Annotated in this window: 12 protein-coding genes; 8 read left to right on the top strand and 4 right to left on the bottom strand. The window is 56.2% G+C overall.

Features of this window, described 5'->3' with window-relative positions:
• Positions 1-42 precede the first annotated feature (42 nt).
• The 4 genes from ACI7RC_RS00375 to ACI7RC_RS00360 all read left to right on the top strand — a co-directional run bounded on the left by ACI7RC_RS00375 (position 43) and on the right by ACI7RC_RS00360 (position 3,617).
• Entirely contained in the window at positions 43-1,197 is a 1,155-nt protein-coding gene (locus ACI7RC_RS00375; protein ID WP_408106238.1) for an alpha-hydroxy-acid oxidizing protein, read from the top strand.
• A 63-nt stretch (positions 1,198-1,260) separates the two neighbouring features.
• Positions 1,261-2,370 carry a 2-keto-3-deoxygluconate permease gene (locus ACI7RC_RS00370; RefSeq protein ID WP_408106237.1) on the top strand — a complete coding sequence of 370 codons (1,110 nt, stop codon included), beginning with the start codon at positions 1,261-1,263 and terminating at the stop codon, positions 2,368-2,370.
• An 85-nt stretch (positions 2,371-2,455) separates the two neighbouring features.
• The gene (locus tag ACI7RC_RS00365; RefSeq protein ID WP_408106236.1) at positions 2,456-3,175 is read left to right on the top strand and encodes a FadR/GntR family transcriptional regulator; all 720 of its coding nucleotides are present in this window, start codon (positions 2,456-2,458) and stop codon (positions 3,173-3,175) included.
• 25 nt (positions 3,176-3,200) lie between these two features.
• Positions 3,201-3,617, top strand: coding sequence for a thiol-disulfide oxidoreductase DCC family protein (locus tag ACI7RC_RS00360; protein ID WP_408106235.1), 417 nt, complete (start codon positions 3,201-3,203; stop codon positions 3,615-3,617).
• 13 nt (positions 3,618-3,630) lie between these two features.
• Here ACI7RC_RS00360 and ACI7RC_RS00355 read toward each other — a convergent pair whose 3' ends face one another.
• Positions 3,631-4,524, bottom strand: a complete 894-nt coding sequence (locus ACI7RC_RS00355) for a TIGR01777 family oxidoreductase (RefSeq protein ID WP_408106234.1) — start codon at positions 4,522-4,524, stop codon at positions 3,631-3,633.
• 153 nt (positions 4,525-4,677) lie between these two features.
• Between ACI7RC_RS00355 and ACI7RC_RS00350 the strand changes: the two genes are divergently transcribed.
• The 4 genes from ACI7RC_RS00350 (at position 4,678) to ACI7RC_RS00335 (ending at position 7,209) form a co-directional block, all read left to right on the top strand.
• Positions 4,678-5,283 carry a TetR/AcrR family transcriptional regulator gene (locus tag ACI7RC_RS00350; RefSeq protein WP_408106233.1) on the top strand — a complete coding sequence of 202 codons (606 nt, stop codon included), beginning with the start codon at positions 4,678-4,680 and terminating at the stop codon, positions 5,281-5,283.
• A gap of 2 nt (positions 5,284-5,285) precedes the next feature.
• Positions 5,286-5,690: a hypothetical protein gene (locus ACI7RC_RS00345; RefSeq protein ID WP_408106232.1), complete on the top strand. Its 405-nt coding sequence runs from the start codon at positions 5,286-5,288 to the stop codon at positions 5,688-5,690.
• Positions 5,691-5,798: 108 nt separating this feature from the next.
• Positions 5,799-6,728, top strand: a complete 930-nt coding sequence (locus ACI7RC_RS00340) for an NAD(P)/FAD-dependent oxidoreductase (RefSeq protein WP_408106231.1) — start codon at positions 5,799-5,801, stop codon at positions 6,726-6,728.
• A 7-nt stretch (positions 6,729-6,735) separates the two neighbouring features.
• Positions 6,736-7,209: an NUDIX domain-containing protein gene (locus tag ACI7RC_RS00335; protein ID WP_408106230.1), complete on the top strand. Its 474-nt coding sequence runs from the start codon at positions 6,736-6,738 to the stop codon at positions 7,207-7,209.
• Between the two features lie 40 nt (positions 7,210-7,249).
• On the opposite strand, the gene ACI7RC_RS00330 is transcribed toward ACI7RC_RS00335, so the two are convergent.
• The 3 genes from ACI7RC_RS00330 to ACI7RC_RS00320 are packed head-to-tail and all read right to left on the bottom strand — an operon-like array spanning position 7,250 to position 10,576.
• A complete protein-coding gene (locus tag ACI7RC_RS00330) occupies positions 7,250-8,659 on the bottom strand; it encodes an MFS transporter (protein WP_408106229.1) in 1,410 nt (469 codons plus the stop codon).
• A gap of 17 nt (positions 8,660-8,676) precedes the next feature.
• Positions 8,677-9,795, bottom strand: coding sequence for a mandelate racemase/muconate lactonizing enzyme family protein (locus ACI7RC_RS00325; RefSeq protein WP_408106700.1), 1,119 nt, complete (start codon positions 9,793-9,795; stop codon positions 8,677-8,679).
• Positions 9,785-10,576, bottom strand: coding sequence for a TraR/DksA C4-type zinc finger protein (locus tag ACI7RC_RS00320; RefSeq protein WP_408106228.1), 792 nt, complete (start codon positions 10,574-10,576; stop codon positions 9,785-9,787). Before ACI7RC_RS00320 ends, ACI7RC_RS00325 begins: the two co-directional genes overlap by 11 nt.
• Positions 10,577-10,644 lie beyond the last annotated feature (68 nt).

Raw genomic sequence — 10,644 nt, 5'->3', positions numbered from 1 at the left:
CTCGTCAGATGATCATATATTTGAAGCTTGGAGGTGAAGCAAATGGATTACAAGACTCAGGTTGAACTTTTCAAGAGCAAGAAGCACCGCGACAGTTCTTCTCTTCCTTTCTCTGTAGAAGAGTGGGAGGAGCGGGCACGCGAGCTTTTGCCAGAGCAGAATTACGATTACATCGCGGCGGGCGCCGGTTCCGGCGATACGATGAACGCCAATTTGGAAGCGTTTAAACGCTGGCGGATTCAACCGCGGATGTTTTGCGACGTCTCCCGGCGGGACATTTCCGTCTCGCTGTTTGGCCAGACCTTCGCCAGCCCGATCCTGATCCCCCCCGTCGGCGCGCAAACGATCGCCCACCCGCAAGGCGACCTTGCGTCCGCAAAAGCTGCCGCTTCCTTGGGGGTTCCCTATATCTGCAGCACGGCATCGGCGTATTCCCTCGAGGAAATCGCCGGCGTCATGGGAGATGCCGCACGCTGGTTTCAACTGTACTGGAGCAAGGACCCGGAATTGTCGGCGAGCTTGCTGAAGCGTGCCGAGGCTGCCGGGTATTCTGCCATCGTCATCACCCTGGATACCGCGATGATCGGTTGGCGGGAGCGAGATCTGCGGCACGGCTGGCTTCCGTTTCTGGAGGGAATCGGCATTGCCAACTACACCTCAGACCCGGTCTTTCGCAGCAAGTGTCCATGTCCTCCTGAAGAGGATCTCGAGGCCGCCGGTACCGTCTTCCGAGAAGTGTTCGGCAATCCGAGCCTGACGTGGAAGGACCTCGCCTTTGTGCGAGAACACACTCGACTGCCGATCTTGCTCAAAGGCATCCTGGATCCGCGCGATGCCGAACTAGCCCTGCATTACGGCGTTGACGGTTTGATCGTCTCCAACCACGGCGGCCGGCAGGTTAACGGAGCGATCGCTGCCCTCGATGCGCTGCCGAGAGTGGCTGAAGTGGCAGCCGGTAAAGTACCGGTGCTGATGGACAGCGGGATCAGACGCGGCGACGACGTGTTGAAAGCCCTCGCATTGGGCGCTTCTGCAGTCCTGATCGGACGGCAGTTCCTCTACGGTTTGGCGGTTGCCGGCGAAGAAGGGGTGAGAACCGTCCTGCGAAATCTCATCTCAGACTTTGAGGTGACGATGGCTTTGTCAGGCGTGTGTTCTGCAGCCGAAATCGACCGCTCCATCCTCTTCCGTGTATAAAAATATTTTTGAAAGCGCAATCATCATATCATATCACACCTACTTCGAAAGCGAGAGATGTCGATGCAGATCATGAAATCGGTGGAAAAAGTACCCGGGGGGCTCATGGTTGTTCCGCTGCTGCTCGGAGCCTTATTAAATACGATTGACCAGATGCACGTTCCATTTATCATGGAGTTCCTGAAAGGATTGGGAGTCGCGCCGACAGCGGACGGCAACTACGAGTTTTTGAAGATCGGCGGGTTTTCCGAGGCACTGTTCAAAAACGGAGCGATTCCCTTAATCGCCCTCTTCCTCTTCTGCGCGGGCAGCCAAATGAATCTGCGGGTCGGCGGCCGCGCCTTGAAAAAAGGCGTTCTGCTTACGGCAAGCAAGTACCTGACCGGCGTGGCAGTCGGGTTTCTCTTCGCCATGTTCTTCGATCCGATGAACGGAATGCTCGGCCTCTCCACGATGGCCATCATCGCGGCGATGACCAACGGCAACGGCGGGATGTACGTCGCCTTGACGGGACAGTACGGAAACCGCTCCGACGTCGGTGCCGTTTCGGTCCTCTCCCTGAACGACGGTCCGTTTTTCACCCTGATGGCGCTGGGCATGCTGGGCCAGAGCTTCCCGATGATCGCCTTTATCGCCGTGCTCCTGCCGATTGGACTGGGTATGCTCCTCGGCAACCTCGATCCGCGGATTCGCGAGTTCTTAAAGCCCGGCGAGACCCTGCCTGTGCCCTTCTTCGCCTTTGCGCTGGGAGCGGGGATGAACCTGGCCAACTTTTTCAATCCGGAAGTCGTCGGCGCAGGTCTTGCCCTGGGGATCGGCACGACCGTCTTGACGGGATTGACCGGAATCCTGGTCTTTAAAATCTTTCGCGAAAAAAGCCAGATTGCTCCCGTTGCCGAAGCCTCCACGGCCGGCAACGCAGTGGGTACTCCGGCGGCGATTGCAGCGGCGGCAACCGTCGCGGCAGGCTCCGGGATGATGACCCAGGCCGAGGCTCAGGCTTACCACGATATCGTCAACATCGCCACCGCGCAGATATCGCTCTCCACCTTGACAACGGCCATCCTCTGCCCCGTCGCGGTCATTTTCATGGACAAATACCAGCGGCGCAAAGGCATTGACGGCAAGTTCGAGCCGGAAGAATTGAAGCGAGACAAACAGGCCGCCACCTGACGAAGAGATAACCCCTAAAGCAGATGCTTTGGGGGTTGCTTGTGTAGTAAAATGAAATGAGAACGAGACAAAGGATGGAGTCACATTGCCAATTCAACAAATATCCAGCAAAAAAATATACGAAGTGATTACCGATGAACTGAAGCAGATGATTCTGGACGGACAGCTAAAACCAGGAGACAAGCTTGACTCCGTGCAGTTGCTTGCGGAGAAGTTCCAGGTCGGACGCTCCGCCGTCAGGGAAGCGCTCAGTGCCTTGCAAGCGATGGGGTTGGTTGAAATGAAGCAGGGTGAGGGCACCTTTGTCCGCAAATTCGACACCGCCAGCCTGACCGCTCCCCTGTCCACCATTCTGATGGGTTCTGAAGATATCCTGGAACTGCTGGAGATCCGCAAAATCCTCGAAGAGGGCAGCGCCGGTCTGGCAGCGCGAAAATGGGCCGATGAGGATTTGGCCGCCATCGAACAAGCACTCGAGCGCATGCGGCAAGGCTTCGACTCGGAAGAAGTCAGCGATCAGGCCGACATCGACTTCCATCAGGCCATCGCTTACGCCAGTCACAATCGCCTGCTGATCGACATGATGAAGACCATCTCCGGAGCCATGAGCAAAAGCATGCGCAACACCCGGAAAATGTGGCTGTTCGGCGAGCGGGCCAGCGCAGAGAGGCTGTACAAGGAGCACGTGTTGATCTATAAAGCAATCCGCGACCGCGACGCCTTAATGGCCCAGCAAAGAATGCTGCACCATCTGCTGAAAGTGGAGGATGTGCTGCACAACCGCTTGGAGCTCGGCGACGAGTGAGAACAGCTAAAGGAGGAGCTTTTCCATGGGACAAAAAACACCCGCTCCATCCGCGATTCTTCTCTTTGACGGCGACTGCACCCTGTGCAGCCGTACGGTTCAGTTCGTCATCCCCCGGGATCGGCAGGGCCGGATAAAATTCGCTTCGCAGCAGTCGGAGGCGGGACAGCAGCTGCTTGACAGGCATGGCCTGCCAACACAGGGAGCGGACACTGTCGTTCTCATCGAAGGCGGCCGCTCCTATGTCAAATCGACGGCAGCACTCCGTCTGCTGCGCTGCATGTCCGGATTGTGGCCGGTTCTGTATGCCCTGATCATCGTTCCCCTGCCGCTGCGCGACCGGGTGTACGACTGGGTGGCCCGCAACCGCTACCGCTGGTTTGGCAAGCAGTCCAGCTGCCTCATGCCGACGCCGGAGATCAGAGAGAGATTTCTGGATTGACCCAGTGAGCCGTTTATTTTCCTGCCAACTGCTTGATCGCGTCATCAATTCCAGGGTAGCGAAACTGGAAGCCGCAATCGAGCAGCTTTTGCGGGAAGACCCGCTGCCCTTCCAGCAGGAGGACAGCGAGCTCGCCGAAGATCAGCTTCATCAGCGCTGCCGGGACGGGAAACCAATGCGGACGGCCCAGCCCTCTGGCGACGGCCCGGCCAAACTGGTCGTTGGTGACCGGGTTTGGTGCTGTAGCGTTGACCGGTCCGCTGACCTGCTCATTGCGGATGCAAAAATCGATCAGTCTGACCATGTCTTCGATGTGAATCCAGGAAAGCCACTGGCTGCCGCTGCCGACCTTGCCGCCGACTCCCAGCTTGTAGGGAAGCGCCATCTTCGGATAGGCCCCGCCGTCGTTTCCCAGCACGATCCCGACGCGGATTTTCACTGTCCGCGGGGCGCTGACCAGGTCAGCTGCCGCTTCCCACTTCTCCACGACATCGGACAAAAAATCGACGATTCGAGCGGGGCTGCTCTCATCGTACGTATCTGTATCGGAAGTGCCGTAGATGGAGATCCCGGATGCGTTGATCAGCACCGGGGGTTTATGTTCCAGCCTGTCAAAAAGCTCGGCCAGCTTTTCGGCAGCTGTGCGGCGTGATGAGACGATCCGCTCTTTGGCGCTCGGCGTCCACCTTTGATTGATCGACTCTCCTGCCAGGTTGACCACAGCATCCAATCCTTCGAGCATATCCCGCTTGTCTGTCAGCTCGTCCCATCTTACAACCTTTACATTGGGCACACCCTGCCCGCCTGCAGAGCGAGAAATGGCGATAACCTCGTCGCCTTGGCTCACAAGATGCCGAGCCAGATGCTTCCCGATAAATCCGGTTGCGCCTGTGACTGCGATTTTCATTTGCACCCCTCCGTTCATGTCATGCTCCCATCATTATAACCCAATACTTGGTAAACAGATATCTGTTCTTCTTGACTACAGCAGCCCGCTTATTGTACATTTATGGAAAACGCCTAGTTAGTCGTTTGACTAACTTACTCTAAGGAGGTACTCATGGCGAAGCCAAATGTCATATCTAAGCAAGACCTGATCGAGTCTGCCAAGCAATGCATCGTGGAACACGGGATTCAGCAGCTGACGCTGAAGGCGGTTGCCGAGAAAGCAGGGGTCTCCCAGGGAACCGTCTACTATCACTTCCGGCAAAAAGAACAGCTTTTGCTCGATGTCGTAAGCGACCTCTGCCACGGCTCGTGGAAAAAGATCCAACAGCCGCAGCCAGGTGATTCCGATGTGATCCGATCTGCATTGGAATCGGCTCGCAGCCGCTGTACGGCAGACTCGTCTTACCATCAGCTGTTCTTTTCCCTGGTCGTCTCCGGCCTCCAACACGAGGAGATCCGCAAGCAGTTGGGAGAGCTGATCGAAACGGAAAACCGCTTTTTGCAGGATCAGCTCGCCGCCTTGTGGCCGCACCCGCCGATGCAAGGCGTCTCCCAAAAAACCTGGGCGATGCTCCTCAATGCGATGATTGACGGACTGGCCCTGCAGGCGCTGCTCTGTGAATCTTTTTCCGCGGATGAGGTGTACGGCGAATTGTACCAGTTTATCCGCCATATCACTGCCGCGTCCCAAGCGGCTCCAGAGTCAAAGGAGGAATAATCATGCCGCAAAAAAAATGGCTTCCCGCTTTATCGTTCGCAGTCATCGTCTGGTTCGTCGTCATTCTCTGTTTTCGCTTCTTTGGCCAGACGGTATTGCTGCCGCCGGCCTCCGCTGCCCTCTCCCCCCTCCGGTTTTGCCTATTAGAGGGAGTTACGGCAATCCTGTTGTACCTGGTTGCCTGGTGTTATGGCAAATTCGACCGATCCCCGGAAGCGGGACGCCGCCTTGCCGTCATCGGCTCGGCAACGGGACTGGGCCTGGATGCGTTCGTATTCTGGAATCACGAGCTGTTCTTACCTGGCTGGTCCTACGACCAACTGCTCTCATTCGCCGTCTGGCTCTGTTTTGCTTACGCTTTGTACCTGATCATTCCCTTCCTCGCCCTTCGAACCAATCGACTTTGAGGAAAACAGACGCCCCCCTTTTTACCGGCGCTGAGCACACCACGGTTTTTTGCAGGAATTCAAAGTTTCCCATTGAATTAAACTAAGAAGAAGACGATTGGAAAAGAAATGGGGAAACTCACTGTGGAAAACGTACAGGTGCTAATCGTCGGAGCAGGTATCGCCGGCATCGCTGCGGCGGTCTGGTGCAAGCGGCTGGGCCTGACAGCCGTCTGCATTGAACGCAGCGATCAAATCGGCGGGCAGTTGAGACAGATCCATAATGAAATCTGGGACTTTCCGCCGAAGATCTATGCGAACGGCGCTGCCTTTCTTCAGGAATTGACGGCGTTTGCCGCATCGGCAGGGGTGGATTGCAGGTTGAATGAAGCGTTGACGGCGATTGACTTCAGCCATAAGCAGGTCGTAACGGAAAAGCAATCGTATCAGGTGGAGTACTTGATCCTGGCAACTGGCGTCAAGCAAAACCGGCTCTCGTCGCTCGCGTGCTCATCGATCGTCCTGCCGGCCTCCTTCTCTACCACGACACATGGGGAGAAGCTTGCAGGCAAGCGCATTTTGATCATCGGAGGCGGCGATCGGGCCGTCGAGAGCGCGTACAACCTGTCCGAATATGTGGAGCATATCTGGATCGCTGTCCGCGGAAGCCGCCTGCGGGCCAGACCCGAGTGGACAGAGCGGCTGTCTTCCCGCTCCAACGTTACCCTGCTTATGGAAACAGAGCTCTTGCGGACGGCAGAGAACCAAGCGCCAAGGGGCGTCTTCCTGCAGGTGCAGGGAGGCGGCGATCCGCTTTTTCTTCCCGTAGACTGGGTTCTGCCGCGGATCGGCGTTAGGGGCAACAGTGATGAAGTTCCTGGCTTGTCCCGCTATGGCGAGGGATTTTTGCAGACCAATGCGTTTCAGGAAACCAGCATTCCCTGGATTTACGCCGTTGGGGACGTCGCCAACGGAGCAGTATACGCTTCCCTTGCGCTCGCTGCAGGACAGGCGATGAAAGCGACCAAGCACATATCACAGCAAATCAAAAAGGGATGAACACAAAATGTATTTCTTTTCGGATGACTTTGGGCTGCCGGTAGAGCTTACCTTCGACCCATCCGTATACCGGAAGCGCACGGCGGGACACGTTCTGGTCTTTTCATTTTTTGAAGGCAAGCTGCTGTTCACCGTCCATACCAAACGCGGCATCGAGCTGCCCGGCGGCAAGGTGGAACCGGGCGAAACCAGTCTGGCGGCGGCTGTCCGCGAAACCTATGAGGAGACGGGATGCTCCCTTGACTTCATCCAAAAGATCGGCCAGTACGTGGTGGATCAAACGCTGGTCAAAGACGTCTTCGTCGCCCGCGTGGAACAGCATGTCACAGAGATGAGGGGCGGCAGCGTCGGCGGCATGATGCTGTTTGACAACATCCCGGAAGACGTCAAGGGAGACCCCCGCTTCAGCCGCTATCTGTACGACGATGTCTACCCGCTCTGCCTTGCCTACCTCCGCGACAACGGGCTGATTCCTAACTAGACGATAAACAGGTCTTGCGTCGTCCATCGACCAAGACCTGTTACGTTTTCGATTTGGATCTGCCCCTTTTTAAAAAGCTGCTGACCGGTTTGGCCGGATCAAAGCCGAGAACCTCATGCATCTCCTGCTGTTTTTTCTCTTCTTCATCCAATTCTGCCGGCTCTTCCTTCGCCTCTGCGGCCGCTTCCTTCATCTGCTGGAGGACTTCGTTGTCATCCGGCGATTTTGCCGCGTTCGCCTGCCCCGCCGCGTTTTGCTGCTGCTTGTGCTTTTGCGGCGCAATGAAGAAAAACGCGATGACGGCAAACAAGAGCGTCAAAGAAGCGATCGTGTAAAACATCACATTGGTGGAGAAGCCGAGCAGCCAGGTAAAGACAGGCGGCCCGACAGCTACGCCGATAAACCGGACGCCGTTGTACAGCGAGGTGATCATGCCTCGCTCTGATTTTTTGACGGCCCCGATAATCATGCTGTTCAGGCAGGGCAGGATCATTCCGGTGCCGATGCTGCCGATGACCAGAATGCCGACCAGCAGGTAGACGTTTTTCACGAAGCTGGCCAACAGGTAAGACAAGGCCAACAGCAGCATCCCCGAAATGATAAACACGCGCATCAGGGTCAGCTTCTTTTTGATGATCGCCCCCGACAGATAGGCGGTAATGCTCATCGCCAACAGCGGAATCGCCAGAAAGCCTCCTTTTAGCACTCCGTCGATGCCGTACTTCTCCTCGAAGAGATCAGACAGGTAAAAGAGCACGCCAAACAGCGTGAACAGGCAGATGCTGCCAATGAAAAAAGCGGGAACCAGCCACTTGCCATGCTTCTTAAACACCTGCTTGATCGAGCCCAGGTACTGTTTGAAGGGCATCGGTTCTTTCTTTCGCTGCTTTTCCTTGACGAAGAAGGCGAAAAACAAGAGCGTAATTCCGCAAATGACCGGAAAGGCGAGAAACACCATGTACCAGGCGATCAGGGCAAGCAGAGAGCCGATGATCGGACTGAGCACCTTGCCCAATCCGTTCGAGGTTTCCAACAGGCCAAGCGCTCTGCTTTCCGCAGCGCCGTTAAACAAGTCCCCCACCAACGCCATCGCGATCGGCGCCGTGCCGGCAGCGCCAATTCCCTGAAGCACGCGGCCGATCATGATGAACGTATATGGATTTTGCCACCAGAGCGCAGCCATTCCGGCAAGCAATCCGCCGATTCCGTACACCGACAGGGCGATCAGTACGACCGCTTTCCGGTTAAACCGATCGGACAGGTAGCCGGCAAGCGGTATTACGATTCCTGCGGCAATCGAGAAAGCGGTAATAAGCAAACTGGACTGAAACGACGTTAAATGCAACACGGATTTCATGGTCGGGAGCACCGGGATCAACATGGAGTTGCCCAGCACCATGACCAGCGGTACCCCAGCCAAACCAAAGAGATTCTTCGTGCTTTGAGCCATGTCCACTCCTCGTCTCTTTAGATGTATGTTCTCTCGTCCCAGCGAAAGGCAGCGATTCGCTCAAGATCGAGCTCCACTCCAAGTCCAACTCCGTCGGGAAGCGTTACCCTCCCGCCTTTTGGCGCCAGGGGCACAAGCTGGTTGAAGGGGTTATCCATCACGTCCCACTCTACCGGTTCCAGTTCCTCGCCGGCCATTTTGCTCCAGGGCGGCAGGCACGCCTGAGCGAACAGAGCGTAAAGCCGGGACAGCGCCCCATCAAAGGCATGCGGTGAGACGCGCAAGCCAAATTGTCTGATCGTCTCCAGAGTAGAACGGTAACTGTCAATTCCATCCAAATGCATCGGATCAGGCTGGGCGATATCGATTGCGCCTTCCATTAGCAGGGGTAAAAACTGTTCTGCAGTCTGCAGGTTCTCGCCTCCGGCCAGCGGGATGGACAGCCGGGAGCGAAGCAGCTTGTAATCTGCTGTCCGGTCCATCGGCAGCGGCTCCTCCAGCCACAGCAGGTTGTCCCATTGCGAAAACAAGCGCTGCCACTCAATGGCCGAGGCTGCATCGTAACTTTGATTGGCATCGAGGGCGATTTGCACCGCGCCGGCAAGGGAACTTTGGAGTGCTTGAATGTGCTTCTGGTCTTCCGCGATCCGCTTCCCGCCGATCTTTACCTTTACCTTGTCGAAACCGGCGGCGGCCGCCCGTTCGACCAGCTTGATCGAATGACGCTGCCAATCAGGCCGATCGCTGTAGGATTGAAAAGAAGCGTAAACCGGTACTTGGGCTTGCCATCTGCCGCCCCAGAGCTCACAGATGGAAAGTCCGGCGGCCTTGGCGGTGATTTCCGTGAGCGCCATGCTGATTCCCGCGGCAATGCGCTGATGCCATTTGTTGATTATTTTCACCAATGGCCGGCGATTTGTTGCTGCTTTTCCCATTAAAAACGGGATTATTCGCTCGCGGAACCCGAGCTCCAGCGTAGGCAGCCAGTCGACGCATTCTCCCCAGCCGACGAGGCCGCTCTCCGTCGTCAGGCGAAACAGGCAGCAGGTTCGGTATTTTTTGTAGCCGTTGGCATCGCCGTACGGCTGCGGCAGACGGTACAGCAGCGGAAACGTGTCAACCTGTTTAATCGTCACCATTGCTGATGTCCGTAAGACCCGGTCCTGCGCCATCCTGATCCTCCAACTCCTCAAGGTACTCCTCATAACGAATCGAATTCCCTTTTCCTTCTCCTTTTTCCATGTACTCTTCATATTGGTAGCCACGGTTGAAATGGACGCTGTCCGGACCGTGATAGCCGTGAATATCGGTGTAGGCGATCTGCTCCACGGGTTCGACAAAGCCGTCCGGCTCGCCTGATTCAATCATCATGTTATTGTAATCCATCTTGTCGTTGTCCTCGTAAGACCAAGGCGTGCTGGATGTCCCCCAATTCTCCACGATCTGCCAGGCGTCTTCTCCGTCAAAAAAGTTGGCGTCGTCCCGCTCGTCCAGCGAGGAGCGGCCAAACGGGGGCATTTCAAATTGTTCTTCAATCGGCCGCTGATCATTCACGTTGGGGGCAGGAGCGTGTTCTTTGCACGTAAGGGTATGGGGAATTGCTTCCAGCCGCTCCTCCGGTATTGGCTGGCCGCAGACGCTGCAGAAGCCGTAACTGCCGTCCTCCATCCGGTTCAGTGCCTGATCGATCTCCCGCAGCGTCTCTCGATCGAGGAAGTACAGAGCGATGTCCTTCTCCCGTTCGAACATCTCTGTGCCGATATCTGCCGGGTGGTTGTCGTACATGGAAAACTCGGAGAAGGATTCGGACATCTGGTTCTCCAGGTTGTAGCGGTTATTTTCTTCCAGGCGTGCCAGCAGGCTCTCCTTTTCGTCCAACAGACGCCGCTTGAGCTTCGCGAGCAACTCCTTGTCCATGTGAGCACCTTCCTTTGTCGTTCTATTTGGCTAGTATGCCTCAAGAGAACGCAAAAAAAGCCCCCTCG

Origin of the sequence: Brevibacillus sp. B_LB10_24, from assembly GCF_046036945.1 — a bacterium.
GTDB lineage: Bacteria > Bacillota > Bacilli > Brevibacillales > Brevibacillaceae > Brevibacillus_C.
This window is presented reverse-complemented; position numbering and strand designations above follow the sequence as displayed.

Coding starts and splice junctions, on each gene's coding strand:
- ACI7RC_RS00330 (WP_408106229.1), bottom strand. CDS start 8,659: ATGGCTCAAAGCACGAAGAATCTCTTTGGTTTGGCTGGGGTACCGCTG.
- ACI7RC_RS00320 (WP_408106228.1), bottom strand. CDS start 10,576: ATGGACAAGGAGTTGCTCGCGAAGCTCAAGCGGCGTCTGTTGGACGAA.
- ACI7RC_RS00345 (WP_408106232.1), top strand. CDS start 5,286: ATGCCGCAAAAAAAATGGCTTCCCGCTTTATCGTTCGCAGTCATCGTC.
- ACI7RC_RS00355 (WP_408106234.1), bottom strand. CDS start 4,524: ATGAAAATCGCAGTCACAGGCGCAACCGGATTTATCGGGAAGCATCTG.
- ACI7RC_RS00350 (WP_408106233.1), top strand. CDS start 4,678: ATGGCGAAGCCAAATGTCATATCTAAGCAAGACCTGATCGAGTCTGCC.
- ACI7RC_RS00375 (WP_408106238.1), top strand. CDS start 43: ATGGATTACAAGACTCAGGTTGAACTTTTCAAGAGCAAGAAGCACCGC.
- ACI7RC_RS00360 (WP_408106235.1), top strand. CDS start 3,201: ATGGGACAAAAAACACCCGCTCCATCCGCGATTCTTCTCTTTGACGGC.
- ACI7RC_RS00335 (WP_408106230.1), top strand. CDS start 6,736: ATGTATTTCTTTTCGGATGACTTTGGGCTGCCGGTAGAGCTTACCTTC.
- ACI7RC_RS00340 (WP_408106231.1), top strand. CDS start 5,799: ATGGGGAAACTCACTGTGGAAAACGTACAGGTGCTAATCGTCGGAGCA.
- ACI7RC_RS00370 (WP_408106237.1), top strand. CDS start 1,261: ATGCAGATCATGAAATCGGTGGAAAAAGTACCCGGGGGGCTCATGGTT.